This window comes from Sporosarcina sp. FSL K6-1540, from assembly GCF_038620285.1.
Classification (GTDB): Bacteria; Bacillota; Bacilli; order Bacillales_A; family Planococcaceae; genus Sporosarcina; species Sporosarcina psychrophila.
This window is the reverse complement of sequence record NZ_CP152018.1, coordinates 696212-722724: the sequence shown is the minus strand read 5'-3', so window position 1 is coordinate 722724 and position 26513 is coordinate 696212. Positions and strand designations below refer to the sequence as shown.

The 26513-nt window shown below is 42.7% G+C and carries 18 protein-coding genes; 15 read left to right on the top strand and 3 right to left on the bottom strand.

Going from position 1 to position 26513, the window contains the following annotated elements; all coding sequences use genetic code 11:
- Positions 1 to 107 precede the first annotated feature (107 nt).
- From ilvC to ilvA, 6 genes are all read left to right on the top strand, one after another.
- The gene (ilvC, locus tag MKY15_RS03250) at positions 108 to 1142 is read left to right on the top strand and encodes a ketol-acid reductoisomerase (RefSeq protein WP_067212335.1); all 1035 of its coding nucleotides are present in this window, start codon (positions 108 to 110) and stop codon (positions 1140 to 1142) included.
- Positions 1129 to 2670 (top strand): 2-isopropylmalate synthase, encoded by a 1542-nt coding sequence (locus tag MKY15_RS03245; RefSeq protein ID WP_342538956.1) that lies wholly within the window; start codon positions 1129 to 1131, stop codon positions 2668 to 2670. Before ilvC ends, MKY15_RS03245 begins: the two co-directional genes overlap by 14 nt.
- Positions 2671 to 2874: 204 nt before the next feature.
- Positions 2875 to 3975: a 3-isopropylmalate dehydrogenase gene (leuB, locus tag MKY15_RS03240; RefSeq protein WP_067212328.1), complete on the top strand. Its 1101-nt coding sequence runs from the start codon at positions 2875 to 2877 to the stop codon at positions 3973 to 3975.
- Positions 3976 to 4010: 35 nt separating this feature from the next.
- The gene (leuC, locus tag MKY15_RS03235) at positions 4011 to 5420 is read left to right on the top strand and encodes a 3-isopropylmalate dehydratase large subunit (RefSeq protein ID WP_342538955.1); all 1410 of its coding nucleotides are present in this window, start codon (positions 4011 to 4013) and stop codon (positions 5418 to 5420) included.
- Between the two features lie 19 nt (positions 5421 to 5439).
- Positions 5440 to 6030, top strand: coding sequence for a 3-isopropylmalate dehydratase small subunit (gene leuD, locus MKY15_RS03230; protein ID WP_187045683.1), 591 nt, complete (start codon positions 5440 to 5442; stop codon positions 6028 to 6030).
- Positions 6031 to 6066: 36 nt separating this feature from the next.
- Positions 6067 to 7044 carry a threonine ammonia-lyase gene (gene ilvA, locus MKY15_RS03225; protein ID WP_342538954.1) on the top strand — a complete coding sequence of 326 codons (978 nt, stop codon included), beginning with the start codon at positions 6067 to 6069 and terminating at the stop codon, positions 7042 to 7044.
- Positions 7045 to 7204: 160 nt separating this feature from the next.
- Here the strand turns inward: ilvA and MKY15_RS03220 are convergent, their stop codons facing one another.
- Both MKY15_RS03220 and MKY15_RS03215 read right to left on the bottom strand, forming a co-directional pair.
- Positions 7205 to 9325: a collagen-like repeat preface domain-containing protein gene (locus tag MKY15_RS03220; protein ID WP_342538953.1), complete on the bottom strand. Its 2121-nt coding sequence runs from the start codon at positions 9323 to 9325 to the stop codon at positions 7205 to 7207.
- Between the two features lie 326 nt (positions 9326 to 9651).
- Positions 9652 to 10737, bottom strand: coding sequence for a glycosyltransferase family 2 protein (locus MKY15_RS03215; protein WP_342538952.1), 1086 nt, complete (start codon positions 10735 to 10737; stop codon positions 9652 to 9654).
- Between the two features lie 356 nt (positions 10738 to 11093).
- Between MKY15_RS03215 and MKY15_RS03210 the strand changes: the two genes are divergently transcribed.
- The 3 genes from MKY15_RS03210 (at position 11094) to MKY15_RS03200 (ending at position 15374) form a co-directional block, all read left to right on the top strand.
- Positions 11094 to 12425 (top strand): sodium/glutamate symporter, encoded by a 1332-nt coding sequence (locus MKY15_RS03210; RefSeq protein WP_342538951.1) that lies wholly within the window; start codon positions 11094 to 11096, stop codon positions 12423 to 12425.
- Positions 12426 to 12584: 159 nt separating this feature from the next.
- On the top strand, positions 12585 to 13004 hold the full coding sequence (locus MKY15_RS03205) for a hypothetical protein (protein ID WP_342538950.1): 420 nt from the start codon (positions 12585 to 12587) through the stop codon (positions 13002 to 13004).
- A gap of 102 nt (positions 13005 to 13106) precedes the next feature.
- A complete protein-coding gene (locus MKY15_RS03200) occupies positions 13107 to 15374 on the top strand; it encodes an S-layer homology domain-containing protein (RefSeq protein ID WP_342538949.1) in 2268 nt (755 codons plus the stop codon).
- 520 nt (positions 15375 to 15894) lie between these two features.
- Here the strand turns inward: MKY15_RS03200 and MKY15_RS03195 are convergent.
- On the bottom strand, positions 15895 to 17922 hold the full coding sequence (locus MKY15_RS03195) for an S-layer homology domain-containing protein (RefSeq protein ID WP_342538948.1): 2028 nt from the start codon (positions 17920 to 17922) through the stop codon (positions 15895 to 15897).
- Positions 17923 to 18118: 196 nt separating this feature from the next.
- Here MKY15_RS03195 and MKY15_RS03190 point away from each other — a divergent pair, with 196 nt between their 5' ends.
- The 6 genes from MKY15_RS03190 to rbsD all read left to right on the top strand — a co-directional run bounded on the left by MKY15_RS03190 (position 18119) and on the right by rbsD (position 26486).
- On the top strand, positions 18119 to 19582 hold the full coding sequence (locus tag MKY15_RS03190) for an O-antigen ligase family protein (RefSeq protein ID WP_342538947.1): 1464 nt from the start codon (positions 18119 to 18121) through the stop codon (positions 19580 to 19582).
- Positions 19583 to 20106: 524 nt separating this feature from the next.
- Entirely contained in the window at positions 20107 to 22362 is a 2256-nt protein-coding gene (locus MKY15_RS03185) for an S-layer homology domain-containing protein (RefSeq protein WP_187045676.1), read from the top strand.
- A 575-nt stretch (positions 22363 to 22937) separates the two neighbouring features.
- Positions 22938 to 24083, top strand: coding sequence for a polysaccharide pyruvyl transferase family protein (locus MKY15_RS03180; RefSeq protein WP_067212275.1), 1146 nt, complete (start codon positions 22938 to 22940; stop codon positions 24081 to 24083).
- Positions 24084 to 24235: 152 nt separating this feature from the next.
- Entirely contained in the window at positions 24236 to 25216 is a 981-nt protein-coding gene (locus MKY15_RS03175) for a LacI family DNA-binding transcriptional regulator (RefSeq protein WP_067212272.1), read from the top strand.
- A complete protein-coding gene (gene rbsK, locus MKY15_RS03170) occupies positions 25216 to 26100 on the top strand; it encodes a ribokinase (protein WP_342539702.1) in 885 nt (294 codons plus the stop codon). Before MKY15_RS03175 ends, rbsK begins: the two co-directional genes overlap by 1 nt.
- On the top strand, positions 26097 to 26486 hold the full coding sequence (gene rbsD, locus MKY15_RS03165) for a D-ribose pyranase (RefSeq protein WP_067212267.1): 390 nt from the start codon (positions 26097 to 26099) through the stop codon (positions 26484 to 26486). The genes rbsK and rbsD overlap by 4 nt, the downstream gene beginning before the upstream one ends.
- Positions 26487 to 26513 lie beyond the last annotated feature (27 nt).

Here is a 26513-nt window from a genome sequence, read left to right as displayed (position 1 = left end):
AGAGGCATCCCCTAGCGCCGTAGCGGATTCAATGAAATTCTTTATTACAACATATCTAGACAGCAATATCAAACTAAAAAAACCCAACTATTAGGAGGAAAACAATTATGGCTAAAATGTATTATAACCAAGATATCAACGAAGGACTTTTGAAAGATAAACTAGTAGCAATCATCGGGTACGGATCACAAGGTCATGCACATGCGCAAAACCTAAACGATTCTGGATTTAATGTTGTTGTGGGTGTTCGCCCAGGTAAATCATTTGATCAGGCAAAACAAGACGGACTAAACGTATTAACTGTGCGTGAAGCTGCTGAAAAAGCGGACGTTATCATGATTCTACTTCCGGATGAAAGACAAAAACAAGTCTATGATGAAGAAATCGAACCGGCACTTAAAGCAGGTAAATCACTTGTTTTCGCACACGGATTCAACGTTCACTTCGGTCAAATCGTTCCACCTGCTGATGTTGACGTATTCCTAGTTGCACCAAAAGGACCTGGACATCTCGTTCGTAGAACATTCGAAGCAGGCGCAGGTGTTCCAGCATTGTTCGCAGTGTATCAAGACGTTTCAGGCCAAGCGAAAGACGTAGCTCTTGCGTATGCAAAAGCGATTGGATCAGCACGTGGCGGCGTACTTGAAACGACGTTCAAAGAAGAAACTGAAACAGATCTATTCGGCGAACAAGCGGTACTATGTGGCGGACTGACTTCACTTGTTAAAGCAGGTTTTGAAACACTAGTTGAAGCAGGTTACCAACCAGAACTTGCTTACTTCGAAACATTGCACGAAACAAAACTGATTGTCGATCTTATGTATGAAGGCGGAATGGCAGGCATGCGCTACTCAATCTCAGACACAGCTGAGTGGGGAGATTTCGTTTCTGGACCTCGTATTGTTGACGCGGATACAAAAGCGCGTATGAAAGATGTACTAACAGACATCCAATCAGGTAAATTTGCAAGAGAATGGATTGCAGAAAATGAAAATGGGCGTCCGAACTTCAATCGATTTGAAGAAACAGAAGCACAACATGAAATTGAAGTAGTTGGCAAAAAGCTTCGCGCAATGATGCCTTTCGTCAACGAAGGTGCGAAATCAAAAGAGGAAGAAGTGGTGGGTAGTGCGAAAAATTGACATATTTGACACAACTCTTCGGGACGGTGAACAATCTGCAGGTATTAACCTAAATACAGCGGAGAAATTAGAAATTGCACGACAGCTTGAAAAATTCGGGGCAACAATCATCGAAGCAGGGTTTCCTGCTTCATCCCCCGGTGATTTTGAAGCAGTGCAACGTATTGCAAATATAGTGAAAAAGTCGACGGTAACTGGTCTTGCCCGCGCAATGAAAAGCGATATCGAAACATCTTGGGAAGCACTTCGCGGTGCGGAACAACCTCATATACATGTGTTTTTAGCAACTTCACCTATCCATATGGAATATAAGCTTCAGAAAACACCTGACCAGGTCGTCGAAATTGCAGTAGAAGCTATAAAATATGCCCGCAAGTTCTTCCCGCAAGTTCAATGGTCTGCGGAAGATGCATTCCGTTCAGATCGGGAGTACTTAGTACGCATCATCAATCAAGTAATTGCAGCTGGCGCATCAGTTATTAACATTCCTGATACGGTCGGCTACGCAACACCTCAAGAATACGGTGCATTATTCAAGTTTTTGAAAGAAAACGTGACCGGTATCGATAAAGTGAAGCTTTCTGCACATTGTCATGATGACTTAGGCTTTGCTGTAGCCAACTCAATCGCAGCGATTGAAAATGGTGCGGACCAAGTCGAAGGTACAATCAATGGTATTGGTGAGCGGGCAGGAAATGCTGCGCTTGAAGAAATTGCTGTTGCACTCCATATCCGCAAAGACTATTACGGATTGGAAACAGGTATTAATCTACACGAAATTAAACGCACAAGCCAGCTCGTCAGCCAATTGACAGGCGTTGTCATTCAGCCAAACAAAGCAATTGTTGGTAAGAACGCATTCGCGCATGAGTCAGGAATTCACCAGGATGGCTACCTAAAAAATCGTCAAACATATGAAATCATTACTCCTGAATTAATTGGAGATAAAACTGAACCGCTTGCGCTAGGTAAACACTCTGGCAGACATGCATTTAGTGACCGTGCTATTTCAATGGGCTTCGATCTTAGTGTTGAGAAGTTAAATGAAGCGTTTGTCGAATTTAAGAAACTTGCAGACCGTAAAAAAGAAATTACAGAAGATGATCTATTTGTATTATTTACAGATCAACAAATTCAATATAATGATGTACCTGTTTATAAATTTAAAGATGTTCAAGTTCAGTATGCAACTGCGAATGTTCCATCTGCAACCGTCACGGCTGTTAATCCGGACGGAGAAACGGTCACTGCGACAGCAACAGGTTCGGGATCAGTTGAAGCGATTTTTAATACGTTGGAACTACTTGTTGAAGGCGAAGTTCACATTCTAGATTACCGTGTAACATCGATTGGCAAAGGACGCGATGCACTCGGTGAAGCGGTAGTTAATCTAAGTATTAACGGTGAAGTATCTATTGGACGCGATGTCGCGCAGGACGTATTGGGTGCATCTGCTAAAGCATACTTTAATGCCATCAACAGACAATTGGTCAAAAAGCAATCAAAAACAAAAGTAACTGTGATTTAACCAGTTACATTGAACAAATAAATACCTATACAAACTAAGCGAAGGCGCCTTAAAAGGGTAGCCGAAGCAATAAGACTAGTGGCGAAGCTGCTTGGCTTATGGCGGGAGGCATCCCCAGCGTCGAAGCGAAGTCAATGGAATTTTTATTTCAACTTAATATAGTGAGCATAAATAGATTCAAAAACAATAAGGAGGAGAAGTTCTATGGAGAAGAAAGTAGCAGTATTACCAGGTGATGGAATCGGCCCAGAAGTGACTGAAGCAGCAGTGAAGGTACTTGAAGTGATTGCAAGACGTTTTAGCCACACCTTCCATGTAGAGTACGGAGTAATTGGCGGCGTTGCAATTGACAAACATCAAAATCCACTTCCAGATGAAACGGTAGCACTATGTGAAGCGAGTGACGCGGTACTTCTCGGTGCTGTAGGGGGTCCGAAATGGGACCAAAATCCATCAGCGTTGAGACCGGAAAAAGGACTACTTGCGATTCGGAAACATTTCGACTTGTTTGCTAATCTTCGGCCTGTGAAAGCTGTACCATCCTTACTCCATGCATCTCCTCTAAAAGAAGAAGTGGCAAAAGATGTAGATATGATGATCGTCAGGGAATTGACTGGTGGTCTGTATTTCGGAGAACCAAGTCGTCGAACGGCAGATGCCGCAGTGGATTCACTCGTTTATACACGAGAAGAGATTGAACGTATTGTTGTTAAAGCGTTTGAAATTGCTCGCTTACGTAGAGGGAAAGTAGCTTCTGTTGATAAAGCAAATGTACTTGAAACGAGTAAGCTATGGCGTGAAGTTGTTGAAGAAAAGAAGAAAGCATATCCAGATATTGAAGTGGAGCATATGTTAGTCGATTCCACTGCTATGAAATTGATTACAAATCCGGCAGCATTTGACGTTGTCGTAACGGAAAATATGTTTGGAGACATTCTAAGTGATGAGGCATCTGTAATCACAGGGTCACTTGGCGTACTTCCGTCAGCAAGTATCCGTTCGGATGGTTTTGGATTATACGAACCAGTCCACGGTTCCGCGCCCGAAATTGCAGGACTTGGTTTAGCAAATCCAGCTGCAGCGATTCTATCCGTTGCAATGATGTTGAAGTATTCATTCAACCTAGACACGGAAGCATCAGCGATTGAAGAAGCAGTTAACACAGTGTTCGAAGACGGTTTCTTCACAGCCGATCTTGTAGAACCGGGTAAACGGGTTTTATCGACAAAAGAGTGGACGGACAAAGTCATTGACGAACTTGATACACAATTCGTCTCGAATAGCATTATGTTTTCATACGTTTAACCATATTCAATTGATCAGAGAGGAAGGGCTGCCATATGGCGAAAAATATCATCGAGAAAATCTGGAATCAGCATATCGTCTACGAAGAACAAGGGAAGCCTGATTTGCTCTATATCGATCTTCATTTACTACATGAAGTGACTTCTCCGCAGGCGTTTGAAGGGCTGCGACTTGCGAATCGTACCGTGCGCAGACCCGATCTCTGTTTTGCAACCATGGATCATAACGTTCCGACACGAAACCGTGATGAGATTAAAGATCCAATTGCTCGGAAACAAATAAACACATTACAAACAAATTGTGATGAATTTGGAATCCCACTTGCAAATATGGACCATCCAGACCAAGGAATTGTCCATATAATCGGGCCAGAACTTGGACTAACACAGCCTGGTAAAACAATTGTCTGCGGCGATAGCCATACATCCACACACGGTGCGTTCGGGGCAATTGCATTTGGCATCGGAACTAGTGAAGTCGAGCATGTCCTTTCGACACAAACATTGTGGCAATCAAAACCGAAAACAATGGAAATCCGCATTAACGGTAAACTTGGATTCGGTGTTACTGCAAAAGATGTCATTTTAGCAATTATCGCCAAATTCGGAATTGATATGGGCACAGGTCATATTGTTGAATTTACGGGTGAAGCAATCCGTGATTTGACGATGGAAGAACGGATGACCGTTTGTAATATGTCCATTGAAGCAGGGGCGAAAGCTGGTTTAATCAGCCCAGATGAAACAACTGTTGCTTACTTAAAAGGACGCAAATATGTTCCCGAAGGTCAAGAATTTGAAGCGGCAGCTGCACACTGGCTATCGCTTGCAACAGATGAAGGTGCAGCCTATGATACGATTCTTGAAATGAATGCAGATGAAATCGAACCATTTGTGACTTGGGGAACAAACCCTTCAATGGGTTCTGGTATTTCAGCGAACGTTCCCTATGCGAAAGATTTTGAATCAGAATCGGATAAAGACGCATTGAAACAAGCACTAACGTATATGGGGCTTGAAGAAGGTGCTCCGCTGAAGTCGATTGATATCCAGCATGTCTTCATTGGTTCATGCACAAATGCAAGATTGAGTGATTTACGTGCAGCGGCAAAAGTGATTGCAGGGAAGAAAGTCCATCCATCTGTCACAGCAATTGTCGTTCCTGGTTCACGCACTGTTAAAAAACAGGCAGAAGATGAAGGATTAGATTCGGTATTTCTTGAAGCTGGATTCGAGTGGCGGGAATCGGGTTGCAGTATGTGCCTAGCAATGAATGATGATGTAGTTCCTGTAGGTGAACGGTGCGCTTCAACATCTAATCGAAATTTCGAAGGACGACAAGGGGCAGGGGCACGGACACATCTTGTAAGTCCGGCCATGGCAGCAGCTTCAGCAATTGCAGGCCATTTTATAGATGTACGGGAATTGGAAGCTGTTCATTCATAATTGAGGAAAGGATGATTAGATGGAACCGATTAATGAAGTTGTTAGCGTCATAACGCCGCTCGATCGTAAAAACGTCGATACCGACCAGATTATTTCGAAAGAGTTCTTGAAACGAATTGAGCGAACAGGGTTTGGAAAATATTTGTTTTATCACTGGCGACATAATGCTGATGGAAGCGAAGTTCAAGATTTCGTACTGAATGATGAGCGGTTCAAAGGATCTAAAATCCTCGTTGCTCAAGAAAACTTTGGGTGCGGCTCCTCTCGTGAACATGCACCGTGGTCGATTTTAGACTATGGATTCAATGTCGTCATCGCGCCAAGCTATGCGGATATCTTCTATAATAACTGTATGAAAAACGGTTTGCTTCCAATTAAATTAACAATGTCGGAAGTAGAAGAGTTGTTGGCAAATGGGCAAAAAGATCCTTACTCAGTAGAAGTTAATCTTGTTAAACAGTCGGTGACAGGGCAGGATGGCAAGTCCTATTCGTTTGATATCGACCCGTACTATAAAGAAATGTTATTAAATGGTTGGGATGAAATATCCTTGACTTTCCAATATGAAGAACAAATTTCTAACTATGAAAAACAACATCAAAACGCGTAAACATTAACTTAAAAGGGAGATGGTGTAATTGGGAATTTGTATGAAACAACGCGCTTATTCGAAGCATTTGAACGCTTAACTGAAATTGTTCACCGCACACCTATTAAACAATCGGAGACATTGAATGAATGGACACAATCCGAAGTGTATTTGAAACTTGAAAACTTACAGAAGACAGGGTCGTTTAAAGTACGCGGCGCGTTCAACAAAATTTCTCAACTGACAGCAGAAGAATGTGCGAAAGGTTTACTTGCGGCTTCTGCGGGAAATCATGCACAAGGTGTTGCATTGGCAGGACGGAAAGTGGGCGCCAAAGTTACAATATTCATGCCTGAAACGACTCCAGCGGCAAAAGTGGCTGCTACCCGGAAATACGGGGCAACTGTTAAGCTAGTTGGGAAAAATTTCGATGAGGCTTATAAAGCCGCTCGTACTGAACAACTGGCAACAGGTGCAACGTTTATCCATCCTTTCGATGATATAACAATTATTGAGGGTCAGGCAACGGTTGCGATGGAAATGCTGCAACAGCAACCGGACTTGGATACAATTGTTGTACCAGCAGGTGGTGGAGGACTATTAGCAGGGACTGCACTTGCTGTGAAAACAATACGGCCTTCGGTAAAAGTGATTGGCGTTCAGGCCGCAAATGCACCTGCAATTGCTTCGACTTATCACGGTAGAAAAAGTAATCTGACTCACTTTTTACCGACGATAGCAGAAGGGATTTGCGTCAGAGAACCTGGTAAAGTAACGATGGATATCATTCACAATTATGTAGACGATATGATTACAGTGTCGGAACAAGAAATTTCATCAGCCATTCTTTTCATGTTAGAACGTGAGAAAATGCTTGTTGAAGGAGCGGCAGCCGCAGCGGTTGCTGCTGTCTTGAATAAGAAATTACCTGTTTCATCTAACCGAATTGGTGTTATCGTTTCGGGCGGAAATTTTGATGTTGGGAAGCTAGGAAATTGTATAACAGCATGTAATGATTCTGTGCTTAATTTTTAATATCCTTGCTGTGTTTAAAGCACAGCAAGGATCATCGTAAGAATTACTATCTTTGAACAATTTAATTTAAAAAAGCCCCTTTCATTGTTGTTGAATGAAAGGGGCTTTTTTGGTGTCTGTAGGCTTCATTTAGAACTGTGTTTCTGTACATTTTAAATTATTAATTGATTGTCAGACCTGCACTAGCGGCTCCTTGTATGAGGCCAACTAAAGGAGCACTTGCAGAAAACACCATTAGCAAACGATCTCCAGCGTTTACCGGAACTGAGAAAGTATCGGCAGTGCCAGTTTGTATGGCACCAACTGTTAATCCGCTGAATGTTAGAGTTACTGTAACGCCAGTTGCGCTGTAGGTATTGCTATTTCCGGTTGCGCGATATACTTCAGCATGAACTAATGTCGTTCCTAGGCTTAATGCCACGTTACTATTAAAGTATGCTGATATAGCTGTAAGGGTTCCTGCACGAGGAACTATAAAGGCAAAGTTACTTAGAATTGGGAGTGTTATTGTAGCACCAAGAGCAGTAAGACCTGCTATGGAACTCCCGAATCCTATAACAGAAGGAATACCAACTGCTCCCAAGAGTAACGTAGTCAATGCCATTGTTGAGGTTCCAGTTGCAAATGGAATTATCGTACTGTTACCGTTAATGCCGTTAGTTCCCGTCGCACCGGTAGCTCCATTAGCTCCAGTAGCTCCAGTAGCACCGTTAATGCCGTTAATTCCCATGGCTCCAGTAGGGCCAATATCACCCGTAGGTCCGGCAATTCCCGCTAGTCCCGTAGCTCCGGTTGCGCCAGTAGCTCCGGCTACACCAATGTCTCCAGTAGCCCCGGTAGCCCCGGTAGCCCCGGTAGCCCCGGTAGCCCCGGTAGCCCCGGTAGCCCCGGTAGCCCCGGTAGCCCCGGTAGCCCCGGTAGCCCCGGTAGCCCCGGTAGCCCCGGTAGCCCCGGTAGCCCCGGTAGCCCCGGTAGCCCCGGTAGCCCCGGTAGCCCCGGTAGCCCCGGTAGCCCCGGTAGCCCCGGTAGCCCCGGTAGCCCCGGTAGCCCCAGTAGCCCCAGTAGCGCCAGTAGCTCCGGCTGCCCCAGTTCCACCAGTCGCTCCAGTAGTTCCGGTAGCACCCGTTGTACCCGTTGCTCCAGTAGCGCCAGTCGCTCCGGTTGCCCCAGTAGCTCCAGTAGCCCCAGTCGCTCCGGCTGCCCCAGTTCCCCCAGTAGCTCCAGTAGCGCCAGTAGCTCCGGTTGCCCCAGTAGCTCCAGTAGCGCCAGTAGCGCCAGTAGCGCCAGTAGCTCCGGTTGCACCAGTAGCTCCAGTAGCGCCAGTAGCTCCGGCTGCCCCAGTTCCCCCAGTAGCGCCAGCTGCACCAGCTGCTCCAGTAGCCCCAGTAGCCCCAGTTGCCCCAGTTCCCCCAGTAGCTCCAGCTGCACCAGTAGCCCCAGTAGCTCCAGTAGCACCAGTAGCGCCAGTAGCTCCAGTTGCACCAGTTGCTCCGGTAGCTCCAGTCACGCCAGTCGCTCCGGTTGAGCCAGTAGCACCAGTTCCTCCAGTAGCTCCAGCTGCTCCAGTTGCACCAGTAGCTCCGGTAGCTCCGGTAGCTCCGGTTGAGCCAGTAGCACCAGTTCCTCCAGTAGCTCCAGTTGCCCCAGTAGCGCCGGTAGCTCCAGTTGCACCAGTCGCACCAGTTGCTCCAGCTGCACCAGTCGCTCCGGTAGCTCCAGTAGCTCCGGCTGCCCCAGTAGCACCAGTAGCGCCAGTAGCTCCAGTCACGCCAGTCGCTCCGGTTGAGCCAGTAGCACCAGTTGCGCCAGTCGCACCAGTTCCTCCAGTAGCTCCAGTTGCACCAGTCGCACCAGTAGCTCCAGTTGCACCAGTAGCTCCAGTTGCACCAGTCGCACCAGTAGCTCCAGTTGCACCAGTAGCTCCAGTTGCACCAGTCGCACCAGTAGCTCCAGCTGCACCAGCTGCACCAGTCGCTCCGGTAGCTCCAGTAGCTCCGGCTGCCCCAGTAGCACCAGTAGCGCCAGTAGCTCCAGTCACGCCAGTCGCTCCGGTTGAGCCAGTAGCACCAGTTCCTCCAGTAGCTCCAGTTGCACCAGTTGCACCAGTAGCTCCGGTAGCTCCGGTAGCTCCAGTCGCGCCAGTAGCCCCCCTGTGTCCTCTTTTACAACAACATGGATCGATATTGCATTTGTCATGTTTAACACATTCATAACATTCATTACATTTACAGCATTTATTGCATTTATTACATTTTCGTTTATTGTAATCATAATAATTCATTTTTTCACCCCCTTTCTGTAACATCCTATTCGAGCAATAGTTGGGGGGACGGGCAATCAACTACGTGCATAAAATAATAGATTAGGAAATGTCACAGAGAGGGCGAGAGATTTATTTGATATTTATCCAGTTTTATTAAGGAAAGGGATTTGGTTTTGAATATGCTCGCCATCTTGGACGCTGATGCCCCCAACCAACTAGCCGCTCCGACAAGGTGTCGAAGCGGCTAGTTAGTTGGATATATGAAGCTAATGAAAGTAGTTCTTGAATGAATTTCAACTGTAGGCTACACAAATAATCATTCTGCTGGCTGTGTGTATTGACTCTTAAATTTTCTCCTGATTATTTTTAATTACTTCATCTAAATACTTTTTATTTTTCATTATACTGTCATTATTTGGTTTGTGTTTTCGGGCTAATTCATTATGATGATAGGCTTTGTCGTACTGTTTTAAGCGATCGTAAAGAACACATAATTGAAGATTGGGTAGCCAAGTAGAAAATGAGGTGTTTTGAAAGCCTATCTGTTGATGATTTTCATATAGGAACGCTTGACTATACCAGTGGATAGCCTCGTGGTTTTTAAATTGTTCCATAAAGTAATACCCGAGTCGGCAACACGCTTCGGGACGAGGAACGTCATAGGCAAGGGTTCGTAAGGTAGAACTAAGTTCTTTATTCTTGTCATTTAATTTATGGTAGCAGTCAGCCAGTCTGAAACACGCCCTAATATTGTCTTCAATCCAGCCCAGTTTCGAATCTAAAAACTCCTCATAGTAAAGGACTGCTGTTTCAAAATCACTATGATCCATCAATTCATTGGCGTAATAGAATGTATCACGGGGGGACAATGTTTTCCCTGAAGCTAACAACTTTTTATAGATCGTGATATTACGTCCACTATCATGACTTAAAGGGGAGTGGGTAACTGCTACATCACTATCGAATAGATTACCTGACACGGAAAGAAACTCGTGTACCGCTCCTATCCATTTAAACTCATTTACTTTTTTTACTAGACGATATCTCCTCAAAAGGGAGGTCACATTGCCTTCATGATCAAAACTTAAATGGTAATTCATTGAAACAGCATCAATCGTTGGTTGTAAGGATTGTTTCAATAACTTGAACTTTTCCTGATCTTCAGCTGTAAATACATCATCCGCATCGAGCCAAAGAACATAATCCATTGTTGCTTGTTGGAATGAGAAATTCCGTGCAGCTGAAAAATCGTCAATCCACTGAAAATCAAAAATTCGATTGGTGTACTTATTTACGATTTCTTTTGTTCGGTCGTCAGACCCTGTATCCACAATATTGATTTCATCCACTAACTCGCAAACAGAATCTAAACATCTACCTATTACTTCCTCTTCATTTTTCACAATCATACACAAACTTATCGTTATCACTTTTTATCCCTCCAAGCTTCCTTCTATTTATATGCAGTCTCTAAAATTTTGACGAACAAATTGCTGTCGAATGTTACGAATATATATATATTTTATGTAGGAAATATTCTTGAAAGTCATTTAATGATGATGAATATATTTCTTTATTTAAAAGAGTTTTTAGTTAGTTTCCAATTGTGAATTCATTAAGGAATTCTAAGTAGTCCGTTAAATTTACTAGAACTTTAATAAATGTTATTGTAATATGAGTTGATAAAAAATATGCTTTTTATATTCGTGTAATCGGTTACATAGATGTTAAGAAAGGGGCATTTAATTCAGCAAAAAAATAATGTATAGATTAGGAGAATAGTTATATGGATTTTTCACCATGGGTTTTATTTACGGATATCGGTTTGATATCATTGCTTCTGCTTGTAGGGACGATTATTCGAGCAAAGGTTAAGTTCATCCAGCAAATGTTTTTGCCGGCCAGTATTATTGCGGGGCTTCTGGCTTTGCTGTTAGGGCCGAATGGTTTCGGAATTTTGCCGTTTTCAGATCAAATGAAATTCTATCCGGCAATCTTAATAGCAGTAATCTTTGGAACACTGCCGTTACTATCACCACGGATTGACTGGAATGCGATTAAGACAAGAGTCGGGAGCATGTGGTCGTACTCTCAACTTGCAATGGTATTAATGTGGGGTGGAGGATTGTTATTCGCACTTCTACTGATTAATCCATTTTGGAATGTACATGACGGCTTCGGTTTGTTACTTGCAGCCGGCTTTGTAGGGGGACACGGAACTGCAGCGGCAATTGGTGCGACATTTGAGCAAAATGGCTGGGAAGAAGCGACTTCTTTGGCTATGACATCTGCCACTGTAGGGATTATGAGTGCGATTCTAATTGGGATTCTCTTTATTAAATGGGGGTCTTCGAAGGGGCATACATCATTCCTTGCTTCGTTCAAAGATTTGCCTGACGAGATGAGAACGGGATTAATCCCGCCAGAATCTAGAACGAAATCTGAAACAGATACGGTATCGTCGATTTCGATTGATCCATATGTTTTTCACCTGTCTATCATTACGATTATCGCCATGGGCGGTTATTATTTAAGTGAATTAGGTGCAATGCTATTACCAAGCGTTGTTATACCGGCATTTTCACTGGCATTTCTTGTTGGATTGTTCGTGAAGAAGATATTGAATTCGACGGATACGGATAAATATGTCAGTAAGGATGTTGTGTCAAGAATTAGTGGAAGTGCAACGGATATTCTCGTTGCATTCGGAATTGGTTCAATTAGTATTTCAGTCGTACTTGATTATGCTGTTCCGTTAATTTTGTTATTTGTGTTTGGTCTTGTGTATGCATTTTTATTCTTCGCAGTATTTTCGAAGAAGTTTTTCCCGGAATACTGGTTTGAAAAGGGGATATTCACATGGGGCTGGACAACAGGAACGGTCGCTATGGGTATGGCGCTACTTAGAATCGTAGATCCAAAATCGGAAAGCAAGACGCTGGATGATTACAGCTTGGCCTATATACCAATTGCGCCGGTTGAAATTATGCTCGTGACATTTGCTCCGATGCTTGTATTGAACTCACAAGGATTTGTCTTTGTTGCTATCACATTTGCATTTGCATTCGTTATTTATCTGATGGCAATTAAATATAAATGGTTGAATAGAAAAGCGTAATGAAACAGGGTCCCTGCCGTCGAATGACAGCAATGGGGCCCTATTTTTTTACTGAATAGCAGTCAACCAATAAGCGACACCAAGTAGTGTGTGCCTTGTCGCTTAAACTTTTTATATGTTAGGATAATATATACTTTAGATGAAGGAGGAGAACCTAATATGAAAAAATCATTATTGTTTGCAGCATTGTTAGGATCAGCTCTTTTGCTTGGTGCATGCGGGGAGTCGGATAAGAAAGATGAGCCGAAAACTGATGAAGAGAAGAAAAGTGAGGCAGTTGAAAAAGACCTTAAGGAACAAGGAGCTGTCGATAAATCAGAAACGGCAAAATCGGACGATGACTTAAAAGAAGAGTTTGGTAAAGAAGAAGGCGTTTCTTCGGTCGGTATTATCGTGACAGAAGATAGCGGTGGCTTCGTTCTACTCGATTTTGATGTTGCTGCTGATATGAAAGAAGAGAAAGCAAAAGAACTTGTCGAAAAGTTTGCTGAAAAATTGAAAGTAGAATATCCGGATTATAAAATCGATGTTCAAGCACGTAAAAATGGCGAAACGTTTGCACAAAAGACAATAGAGTAACGAATCAGCCTCCTGGTAAATGGGAGGTTTTTCTATGCCGATATATGGTATTATAGATGGATGACTGTACAGATTAAGTAAGGAGAGGGAGGATATTTGTAAATGTTACACAAGAAAAAAATGAAAGGTCCAATGAAAGTCGGACTTATTGTCGTAGTTCTTTCACTGTTTGGCTTTGGTATATTGAATGCTAGCGCGAATCCAATTAGTCCAAGCTTTACGGACGTACATAATGATTTCTGGGCAAAAGATGAAGTAACACAACTTGTCGACTTAAAAATTATTAACGGTTATCCGGACAAGCAGTTCAGACCAAGTTTAGAGGTATCACGGGCACAAGCGGCAAACTTGATAACGAACGCACTCGAGTTGCCATTTTCATCCTACAAGCCGATTTTTAAAGATGTCAGTGCAAAGTCGTCCCATTTGAAAGGTGCCATGGCTACATATGAAGCCGGTATTTTCTTAGGGAAAGAAGACGGGACGTTCGGCGTTGGTGACTCTTTGACACGTGAACAGATGGCGACTGTCATCGTTCGGGCTTTCAAATTGCAAGATACGGGAGAAGAAATCACGTTCAAGGACGATAACAAAATCAGTGAATCTCATAAATTAGGTGTAAAAGTACTTGCGCAACACGGTATCACAACTGGTAAGGAAGACGGGACATTCGATCCGAAAACAGCTGTAAACCGCGCGACATATGTCGTATTTTTACACAGGGCGATGCTGCAAAATAAGCTAATAGAGAAATTGCCTGCAACAGAATTCACGGAGCCAAATACGTACGGTACGTTTGATACCGTCCGACATGAGCAACAATTTGTCGAAGTACCACTTTCGACTACTGCCAAAACCTATTTGCGTTCGAACTATATCATGCAGTTTGCGGGAGAGAAAACCGTCAAACATGCACATGCTACAGATATTATTTACACGTACCGCATAAGTGGCTTTCCGTCCGTCACGGTGAAAATGACGAAAAGGGAACTGCCTAACGGCGATTATTTTTTATTCAACGAACTGAGAAATCCTCAGAACATACCGGTAACTGTTGATGTTATCCAGACGGAAGAAGGATTATCGAAAGCCGTGCTTCACGAGTATAGTCGATTCCCAATCAAGAAAAGTGTGGATGAGACATTTGGCTATGACTTGATGACGTACCCAACAGGTATTTTCGAAAAAATACAAACAGACGGTAAAGTATCTCAGCGGATGATTGGGAAGTCATACCAGTCAACTGAACTGAACCAGAAATACCCTACAGGCGCAGAAAGCCATACGAGGGAATTACATCAGGAAAGCGAAGCGTTTAGCGGCGTTATGCTTGGAGAAACGCAACTTTCCGTTTACAGATTACAGTCAAGAGGTTTTGATGTTGTTGACCAATGGCTCCTAGCTTCTGAAGAACGATTGTTTGAGGATCGGAAGCAAATGGACGCTTGGATGCTTGAGTCAGCAGTTAATTATAAAAAACGAAATAAATGGTACACAGCCGAAGGTCCATACAATAAGATGGCGGTAACGGTTGAACCAATGCCGAAGTCGGGTAGAGGGTATGGTCGTAATCTTCTTCTTGTGAAAGAGGATCGAGTTATGGCCCTTTACTCCGAAACTGGTGCACGGTATTATGAAAATCTTCTCTATAATTCATTTGCTAATTTGGACGTATTCAGAGGGAAATCGACGTATTGGGAGACAGAAGTAACAAGCACGTATCTAAAAAGCTTGTACGGTATAACGGCTCCGTTCGTCGATACTCGATTCAACGAACAAATTGCATTATTCATGTATAATGGCGGCAAAGCGTTTGAACATAAGGACTACAATGTCGGTCTGAAAAACTATGCCAATTTGCTTGTATCGCAAAAGGAAAAAGGGAATATCATCAAGGTGGACAACGAGTCCTACTATATTTCTGATTACTTCCCTGGGGCGCAAAAAGTGAAGACACATACGTCCATGAACCATGCGCTTGGTGGAATGAACATTCTTTTAATGGCTTATCAAGAGTTAAACGATCCTGCATACTTAGCTACTGCAACGAGTATCCAGACAGCGATCGTAAAGGAAAAGAATAAGTGGATCCGTCCTGACGGTGACATTTGGTATAAAATTTCGCCGGAACGTGAATTCTCTGGACGCGATTATGTTCATTTAACTTTGGAAGATTTGATCAATTCTTATGAATTGTGGTCGGCGATTGATGAATCGAAGTTGCCTATCTTTGAAGAAATGATTCGTTCCAAAGCGGGTTATTTGAACGAAAACAAGTTAGGTTATACGACGAAGATTAAAAAAGGCCTTGAGCGTATCAACATGTCGGATATTCTTCCGGCAGGTAGTGAACATACGGACGCACTTTGAGGTAAAGTGATTGAAATATGAAATCCCCCGCACTGGAATCATTCAGTGCGGGGGATTTTTTGATGGGGGAAAGGGGATTGCCATTTTGATTATATATTTAGTCATCACAGTTACGGGTGAAGCCATGAGAGTTTAGTCATAAGCCATCACAGTTACGAGTGAAGCCATGCCAGTTTGATGAATTGTCATTAGAGTTCGGCGAAGCCATGAGAGTTTAGTCGTAAGCCATCACAGTTACGAGTTGAGCCATGACAGTTTGACGAATTGCCATTAGAGCATGGCGGAGCCATGAGAGTTTAGACATAAGCCATCACAGTTACGAGTGAAGCCATGCCAGTTTGACGAATTGCCATTAGAGTTTGGCGAAGCCATGCGAGTTTAGTCATTTACCATTACAGTTACAAGTGGTGCCCAGAAATTTTTCAATCAAGTTATGACCAATGTCACATTAACTAGGGGAGGCTAATTGCGTAAAAAAAATCCTGTCCACTTAAACACCAGTGGACAGGATTTACCTATTTTACTCCGTAATTCGTTCTATAAGGTCTGAACGAATCCAGCCGTAGTCTGCAGGAGGATTGCTATCTGCAATTACCTTATACCATTTGAAGCCGTCGCTACCGACTGTTTCATCGACAATAACTACTGGATAGCCGAATGCGGCATTGGCGCCGGGGTCTTTCTGTTTGTAAGAGAATAGTTTAGCACTTAGCGGATCAGGGCTTGTCCGTACATTGACACCTACGGGACCGGTATAAATGATGCGGCCGAGATCCGCTTGTTTGTAATCTTTCTTGCCGAGGAATGTATCGATTCTCCACATATGTCCGGCGATTTTACTTCCCCAGTTTGGATCAGAAGCGTACCTGACATTAAAGCCGACTACTTTATTGCCTGGAACAGCTCCATACGAATATCCGCCTAGCGGGTTAGCGTAATTTTTGTTCATGTATTCGTTAATAAATGCATCGACACTATTGTTGGGATGTTTGTATGTTCCACCTGATTCCGGACTAGAATCAAACACTTTAATACCGAAAATATTATTTTTCGTTAGTGAATTTCCGCTTATTCCGTAATCACTTTCGTGGATGGCTGTTGCAAGAATGAACAATGCGTTGACACGATGTGTTTCTTCAATTGTTTTTAAATAATTACCAAGACCAATTAACTTTGATGTAGTCGGAGCATCTTTGTAACGAGCGAGACCGGTTCTCTGACGGTCTTTCAAAATCTCAGTGATGAAGTAATCAAGTTCTGCACCGCTGTATGAAGAGGTTTGACGGACTGATTGGAATTGGAAGTATGGGTAATGTGTAATTGTGTTTTTCGTACCTACTTCATCAAAATGAACGCCATCAAGACTTGTATACCTTTTCCCGTTTTTCATGGATGAAGCTGCAGGACCGATAGAATAAACCCCACGTGTTTTAGTCAAGTTGTTATACGTATCATGATATAAGACACCATCTGTGCCTACTTCATAAAAGCTGTTGCCCGTGACAAGTTCTGTTGGAACAAGATCGACTTCGTTAGGTTTCGCGTAGAAAGTTAACCCACCAACTTCCAAAATAACATGATTCTCACTACTTCCGATATAGTTCATTTCATAACCTTTTTGAATATATGTTACTTCAGTCCGTAAAGTGGAATCGCTGTAGAGAGAGGTATATTGTTTAGGGTTTTCTGAACCAAAAGCTCGTCCAGATTTTATTTTAATAATCCTATTGTTTTTTCCAATGGCCTTAACAGATGAAGATGCATTGTAAGCAGCCAATGCATCTTCATAAGTTTTATAGAGTGCCGTTGTGGGAAGGAGTTTTCCGCCTGAAATTGTACTTACTTTGTATACTTCAGGATCAACGTCGGGTACAGAAGGAACTTCGGGTTTACCTGGTTCGCTTGGACTCGGCTCACTAGGTTCTGTCGGTTTTAACACTTCCGCGGCAGCGAATAATCTGAATAGGAATGCTGAAGCGTGTGCAATCGTTGCGTTATCTTTAGGGTTGAAATAAACACCATCTTTCCGGTGATCCCCTCGAATAATGTTCAAGTTTACGGCAGTTGAGACGGCGTCAATAAAGTTAGCTGAAATCTTTTTTGAATCTTTAAATTTCAAAGCTGTCTTTTGTGCAGGAAGGTCCATATAACGCATCGCTTTATACATCATACCTGCCATTTGTTGACGGGTAATTTTTTCGCTGGCTTTGAATGTACCATCGGGATAACCCGAAAGGATTCCTGCGCCGGCTGCATTTTGAATCTCAATTGTTAGACCCATGTTTGCCTTTAAGTCTTTGAATGTGTACTTTGTGGAAACAGGTAATTTAAGAGCACGTGCAATGTACGAAGCAAATTCGCCTCTCGTAACGGCTCTATTGGGATTGTAATTTCCTTTTGCGTCTGCACGAATGACGTTTTTTCCAATCCAATAATTCAAGTCGCTTTCCATCTGATGACCTTTAATGTCACTCGCCTGTGCTTGTATCTGGAAGACAGGGGAGAACATGAGTAGTGTGAGTAAAGTGAAAGTAATTAATTTTTTCACTCGTAAACCTCCTTCTATAATCTTACTTAATAGTATCAGAAGTTTGCTAGAATAATAAGGTTCAATTTGCACAAGTAGAATTTGTAATAAATATGAAACTAAAGAATAAGCCACAACGTCCTATAAGATGCTATAATTACGGAGGACTTTGTTCATTATTATGAGACGATTTAGTCGTAGAAAGGGAAAATATTTCATGACAACTATAAAAGAAAATTTAAAAGATAAAGAAACAATGTATTTCATTGCAGCATTGGCAGTCATCGGCGTAGCATTGATGCTCCCATCGTCGATTGCACTTGTTCTATCTTCCCTGTTCTTTGCGTTATTCGCATTTTTCAGACCGCAACAAAGCCTGCTTTTCCTCGTAGTCTATGTGAGTATCCGTCCATTTCTTGTCGAAGTGAATCCGGGCCTCAAACTAATCGGGGATCTCATTACGTTCATCGCATTTGCAAAAGTACTCATTGCGGGTAGAAAGAATTGGAAGTCACTGTTTTCGTTCAAATGGTTTGAATGGGCATTTTTTGCTTTCCTATTGTTCGGGGCTATCAGTGGACTAGTCCAAGGCGTTTTACCTTCTGCGGTCATTTTTCAACTACGGACATTTATTATTATGTATTTGCTTTACTATACTGTTTCACGGATGCTGTTACCGGAAGGATGGTTCCAACGGCTTGCATGGGTAACCGTATGGACAAGCCTTATCGTTTCAGTTCATGGCATTATCGAAAAGCTATCTATGAGGCAGTTCCTGTTGCCAGATGTATGGAAATATAAAACGTTATCGGCGACAAACTTGGTAAGAATCTATGGATTACCAGGAAATCCGAATTCACTGGCGTTATTGCTGCTGTTCGGAATTATTGCTGTGCTGTTCCTTCAATCAATCTACAAAACCGAGAAATATAAATGGTTCCTAACGATTAATCTTGTCTTGTTCCTTGGTGTATTTATCCTCACCTATTCAAGGGGAACTTGGATTTCAGCATTTATCCTCGGTGTGATTTTCATTATCATGTCGAAAAACTGGCATCTTATGAAACGACTTGTGATTGCGGGAGTGGCCTCTATCATCCTTGTTTATATACCAGTCAATCTCGGTGTACAGTACTTCAAAGAGCTTGGTCTTGCTGCACCAGACACCGGTCCAGGAAGCATCGCAGAACGATTTGGAGAGACGTTCGATCAAAAAAACTTGGCGCTCATGACGGAAAGTGGTCGTTTCTTCTATATTAATAAAGGGTTTGAAGTATTCAAAGACTATCCAGTGGCAGGAGCTGGATTCGGTTCATTCGGCGGGTCTGCGACATTGTCATATGGATCGCCAATCTATAAGTTTTATGGAATTCGTTCAGACATCTACGGCGGAAAGTATTTCTACTCGGATAATCAGTACATTCAAGTAATTGCTGAAACTGGTGTTGCAGGTGTTGCCCTATTCTCAGCGTTTCTTCTAGGAATGTTTGCGCTGTTCTGGAAAGAACGTAAAACAGTATTCGGCAAGTTCATGATTGCCTTCTGGTTTGCGACCGGATTCTCAGGATTCTACTATAATATTTGGGAATTGAAATTCTATACGATGTTCTATTTCATCATCTTTGGAGTGTTCGCATCTTATACAAGTCAATATGTGAAGTTTAAAATTAAAGACTTATAATAGAGCGGTTCGGGGAAGAGTAATCTGCCTCGGACGGCTTTTTTTTGTGTCTACGTAGTCGGCACTTAACAAATAGACTGTTCTTCCAACACCGCTTTGTCGCTAGGTGATGGCCTTACGCAATAAGCCCGTCAGAAGATCCCTAGGGAGGGATTGAACTGCATCCCTCCTTGGTCTTATTGCTCCGGCGCCTGCAGGATGCGGGTGTGCAGCCATTGCCGCAGGACGCGGCGATATTTGGCTGCCTTTCATTAGTGTCGCTCCTTCGCTAGAGTTGTTCGTTATACGGGTGAGGGATACCACCTAGTTAATTCTATATAAGTAGTGCCGAAAATATAGATGGCGCCTTCCGCTTGGGTCTACAGGATGTAGGTCATGCAGTCATTGCGACACGATGTCGCGAACTTAGACTGCTTTTCTCTTAATTTCCTTCTTATGGATTATGGTAATATATCGAATCCTTTGGTAAGCTGTATATTCATAGGAAGGGAGAGTGTCGTTTTATCACTAGTAAAGTAGCTTCAATGAAACGTTTCAGTAAACAAGTCGCAATGACAGCGGTAGCAGCCACGCTTCTTTGGACTGTACCAGCAAGTGCCTCGGCCAATCAGAATGCGGTGAAGAGTTATCCGGTATCATCGGGTGTAACTTATTCTCAATATACGCAATCAGCTTCAAAATACATAAATCATCTATCTGTCAATTTAGGAGATCCATATACAAAATTACAAGTTGGACTTCCTTCACCGATTGCGAAGAGACAAGCAACAACAGTGCTCGCAAATCGCGATTCAAAAGATGGGAACCGTGTCGTTGGGGCGATTAATGCTTCATTTTTCGACATGAAAAACGGCTTGCCGATGTATTTGATTTCACAGGGGAACGAGATTGTTAATGGCGGCGTGATCTCCGATTCAACAAGTAATTATGTAAGTCAACCGATTGCATTTGGTGTGACGAAAGATGGACTTTCTGAAATCGATCAATTTAATTTTAATGTTCGTATGGATTACAAAGGAACAAACCATCTATTGACGGGGATAAATCGTCAGCGTCAAGATGATGAAACAATCATTTTCACACCACAGAATATTGAGACACATACGAATTCCAATCAGTACGGAATTGAAATAGTTATCGACACAGGACAGCCAATTACAAATACACAATACGGCCAGAAACTGACGGGCAAAGTTGTGAAAGTACGCGGTTATGGATCGAAAGAGAAAGTAGAAATACCTAAAACAGGATTCGTTCTTTCTGTCCATGGCGCAAAAGGTCTTGAGAAATTCAAAAATATGCAAGTGGGTGAAGATGTATCCCTTGCATTGACTATCGATGATAAATGGATGGATTCTGAGTTCATGTTGGCGAGCGGTCCGATGTTATTGAAAGATGGCAAGGTGAATATTACGATGAATACATCTAATTCACGAGCTACTGCACTTACCGCGCGTACAGCAATTGCAATTAGTAAAGATAAGAAACAAGTGCATCTTGTAACAGTAGACAACGTAAGAGGCTATAGCAACGGGATGTCGCTTACACAATTCGCAAATTATTTAGCAGCACAAGGCTATGATCGGGCACTCAATTTCGATGGTGGCGGTTCTACAGCGATGGGTGTACGGAATCATGGCAGTAATACGGTCGTGCTGGCAAACCGGACGTCAGATTCTTCGGAACGCCAGGTGTCCGCAATCATGGAAGCAATCAGTACAGCACCTGTAAGCGAACCTGCACAACTTAGCGTTTCGCGCAATCAAGTTGGTACGATGCTTGTAGGTTCAAAAACATCCTTGACAGTGAATTACTTACTGGATGCTTATTACAATCCATTAAAAGTGGACAACAGTCAGATTCAAGTGACAGCAGAAAAAGGTAGCGTTGCTGGTTCGGGACTAACGTACAGTGCCGTAAAAGCTGGGGAAGATCGAGTTTCCGTGCAATATGGAAATGCGAAGCAGTCATTCCCTGTATCAGTTGTCGATGCACCGGCTAAGTTAACAATTGTACCTTCTACAACGAAAGTGAAACCAGGTGCAAGCGTGACCTATAAAGCAAATGCAACGGATGCACTAGGAAAGCCAATCATATATTCTCCAGAACAAGTGAAGTGGAGCGTTACAGGTGATATCGGAACGATTACACCGGCTGGGGCCTTTAAAGCTGTTAATAAAGCAGGCAAGGGGTCAGTAAATGTGACACTCGGATCGAAAACGACAAGCATTCCTATCGTTTTGTCTGATGATACACCAGCGTTTTCTGATATACCTTCCACTTACGCATACTATACAGAAATAAGTTTCCTAAAAGACCTTGGTTATATACAAGGAGATTTGGATGGTAAGTTTAACCCAGGAAATACATTGTCGCGAGAACATGCGGCCGTCATTTTAAGTCGTGTGTTCAACTTAGATGCATCTGTTGCAAGTACACAACAGTTTAAAGACGTACCTAAAAAACACCGTTATTACAATGAAATCAATGCTATTGCAAGTGCGAATCTAGTAGGCGGTAAAGGGGACGGAACATTCGACCCGGCTGGCCAGTTGACACGTGCTCAAATGGCAGCAATCCTTGTGAAAGCGTACAAACTGTCAGGCGAATCGTCTAAGAAATTCAAAGACGTCCCTACAAGTCACTGGGCGTATAAACAAGTTCATATTCTAGCAAACAGCGGGATCACAACAGGGAATGAAAAAGGCAATTTCGAGCCGAATAAACCTGTGAACCGCGCGCAATTCAGCGCATTCCTATACCGCAGTATTAATAAATAAGAAAAGCGGAAGGCGCCGTTTTAGCCCCGAAAAGCGCAAGACACTAGACACCCTATGAACAGGTGCTTTTGGATCACTTTGGACTGAACGACTACTATAGAATTATCGGAATTTCTTGCTGCGTAGGGTGCGACAAAGTCGCATCCTACGCAGCTTTTTCGTTAATCTTATGGTGGCCGTTCGTCCGTTGCTCTCCAAAGTTACAGGTACACGAAGTGCTAAAAACTTTGGGAACGAGTGAATAACCACTCACCTATTTATAAAGGAGCAGCCAAAGATGCAATTTTGGCTGCTTACTCCTTTTTAATAGCGTTTCCTTTTCGAATGAAAGGCAGTGTCACTTTCTATCTAGCGTCACACTGTTACTTGTATGATCTTTGCTTTATTAAAAGCGGTGACGTGCCCGAAATTTCATCTTCGGGCACGTGTAACCTCTATAGAAAGGTTGCTATTCTTTCATCGTCCAAAGCGAGCCGGAAATGTACAAGTGCAACTTCAGGCTAAAGGGTTCCATTTTCATCGAGTAGCACAGCTATGTTATACTAAATTCATCATGTAGTAGAGGAAGTCGGCTAATGAAAATAGGTATTGTAGGCAATTATGGCAACGATAATAACGGGGACGAAGCGATCTTATTCAGCATTATTAAACAAGTGACGTCAACGTTCAAGATAGACAGTAATGATTTAACGGTATTTAGTAATAATCCTAAACAAACAGCAGAACGGTATGGAGTGACTAGTTTTCCACTGTATTATAAAAATGGCAACGCAGTAAAGACATTTTTTAAAACGTACCAAAATAATAAGAGAATCGTAAAGACGTTTGATTTGCTGATTATTGGTGGCGGCGGAATCTTAATGGATTTATATAAAAGGGAAGCGCCATTATTTGGGTCATATGCAATGATGGCTAAAAATTCGAAGACGCCTTATGTTGTTTACGGATGCGGCGCGGGTCCGCTAAGCAGCGGTATAGGAAAATGGTTCATTCGCTATATGGCTAAACATGCAGAAAGTATCTCGGTACGCGATCCCGAATCTGTTGAACTGTTGAAGTCAATCGGCGTGAAAGAACACGTTCTGACTATCGGCGATCCAGCGTTTTCCTTGCGTCAAACGGGTGTTGAGAAATCGACAGTTCCGACGAAAATCGGTATCACAGCTGTTCCTTATTACAATGCAGGCTATTGGCCTGAAGGTAATCCTGCCATCTATAACGATTATATAGAAGGCATGGCAAAGAATCTGGACAATCTAGCTGAACTAGACAATGTTGAGCTGACATTTTTCGCGACAAAATTCCCACAAGATGCAGATGTTACAAAAGATATTCAGAAGAAAATGACACATAAAGATAAGACGACAATCATCGATGATAATCTACTACCAACTATGATCCTTGATGTGACAGCACAGCAAGACATTATTATTGGGACGAGACTCCATTCCTTGATTTTGGCAACATGTACTGAAACACCTGTCATGGCAATTTCTTATCATCATAAAGTGAATGATTTCATGAAACTTGCTGACCTGGAAAAGTATGCATTTCCAATCGGAGACATCAACAAACAACAAACATTATTCCTGGATGCATTCAACGACATGAAAGAAAACTGGCCTGCAACGGTTGAAAGTACGAAGAAACTCTCTCAAGATTTGTATGATGAATCGATGAAAGGAACAGAGCAGTTTATAAAGGCAATAAAGAAAAAGTAAATGACATAAAAACAGCCACAAAAGTGAAACTTACTTTTGTGGCTGTTTTCGTATTGTGAATGAATGGAATGAAACTGTTGTTGACAAACAAATCAATAGATTGGTATTATGTGTGTAACCGGTTACACACATAATAGAAAAGGGTGAAATAGTTGGCCAATATTCGGGATGTAGCGAAAGAGTCCGGTGTTTCAGTAGCGACTGTTTCACGCTTTATAAACCAAAAAGGATATGTTAGTAAAGAAGCAAAAGAGGTTATTGGACGGGCAATCAAAGAATTGGATTATAAACCGAACCTTGTTGCGCGATCATTAAGTACGAAGCAAACGAAACTTATTGGCTTAATTGTACCGGATATTATGAATCCGTTTTTCCCAGAGCTTGCTCGTGCAGTGGAAGATGTTGCACTAACTTATGACTATACGGTCGTGTTGTGCAATTCGGATGAAAAAGCAGAAAAAGAAATCCACTATATTGAGACATTAAGGCAAAAATATGTAGCGGGTTTCATCGTCACAACGAATCAGTTGCAAGCGAGTCATTATCAAAACTTGGATATACCAGTGGTTGCACTGGATCGTACGATAGATGCTTCGATACCGACAGTTTCATCGAACAACAAAGAAGGTGCACGGTTAGGAACTGCCCATTTAATCGAACAAGGTTGTCAACATATCGTCTGCATGCGTGGACCGACAGGACTTGGACCGGCGGATGACCGATTAGACGGTTTTTTAGAGGCTGTAGAAGGTAAGGAAATAGTGACGCATATTATCGAGTGTCCATTTCATTTTGAGCAATCAGAAGAGATAGCTAGAAAATTTCTGTCAGAGCACAAAGGAATTGATGGGGTTTTTGCAAGTAGCGATGTCTCGGCGGCAGGTGTGTTGAAAGCAGCACATTCACTAGGAATTATCGTACCTGATGAGTTGCAAATTGTCGGGTTTGACGGTATAGCACTTGGCGGTATGTTATCACCTGGGCTAACAACAGTAGCGCAAGATATATATAAGCTAGGGGCACTCGTTACACGAATGCTTATTAAGTTAATTGAAGAAATTGAGCTCGAAGAAAAAGAAATTCAAGTTCCAGTTAAACTGATTATTCGAGGGACAACGAGGAGTGAACAATGATGATTACGGTTGTCGGTAGCGTCAATATGGATTTAGTTGTGCAAACAGATGTATTCCCAAAACAAGGTGAAACAGTTTTAGGCCAATTATTCACCACGGTACCAGGAGGCAAAGGAGCCAATCAAGCAGTGGCTGCAGCCCGTCTTGGCGGGAATGTCCATATGGTGGCAAATGTTGGGAATGATGGTTTTGGTGAGGAATTACTGGAAAACTTGAAGGGCAACTCAGTAGACGTTTCCGGAGTAACGGAGAGTACGGGGGTAGCTACTGGCATTGCCAATATATTGTTGTCGGATGGAGATAACCGAATCATCGTCGTACCAGGTGCGAATTATGAACTGACGCCTGCATGCATTGATGAAATGAAAGAAACGATTCGAGCAAGTAAACTTGTTTTACTGCAACTTGAAATACCGATACCGACAATTATACATACGTTGAAAATCTGCGCTGATCTGAATGTTCCTGTGTTATTGAATCCGGCACCTGCTGGAGGTTTCCAAAATGAATTTATGTCATATCTTACGTACCTAACACCGAATGAGACAGAATGTGAACAAATTTTTGGGCCGGATATGGAGGCTGCGTTGGAAAGTTATCCAAATCAATTAATTGTTACACTCGGCAGTGCAGGAGCTCGTTATTATGATGGTGAAAAGCATGTCATCATAGACGGTTTTAAGACAGACGTTGTCGATACGACAGGAGCAGGAGACACGTTCAACGGTGCATTTGCGTATGCGATTGTCGAAGGATTTGAATTGACTGAAGCGGTTACGTTTGCAAACGCTGCCGCATCTTTATCCGTCGAGAAATTTGGTGCACAAGGTGGTATGCCGGCGCGCGCTGACGTAGAACTGCGACTCGGGAGTGATTGGCGATGAAAAAACATGGCATATTGAATCGTGAACTGGCAGCCGTTTTTGCAAAGCTTGGTCATACCGATCAAGTGACAATAGCGGATTGCGGATTGCCTATACCAGATGGTGTCCATTGTATCGATCTTTCATATACGATTGGAAAACCTTCTTTTATTGAAATAGTAGGCGTGGTTTTGGAAGATTTGGAAGTAGAACATGCATTTATTGCGAGTGAAATAGAGAGTCGTAATACTGAAGTGTATGAAATCCTTTGCACTAAATTACCAAGTATAACAAAGCTGGCACATGAAGATTTGAAGCAATTGACGCACAAATCAAAAGTAATCATTCGCACCGGTGAAGCAACGCCTTTTGCAAATATTGTTCTGCAGTCGGGCGTCATATTTTAAGAGAGCTCGGAGATCTGGGTGACTGTC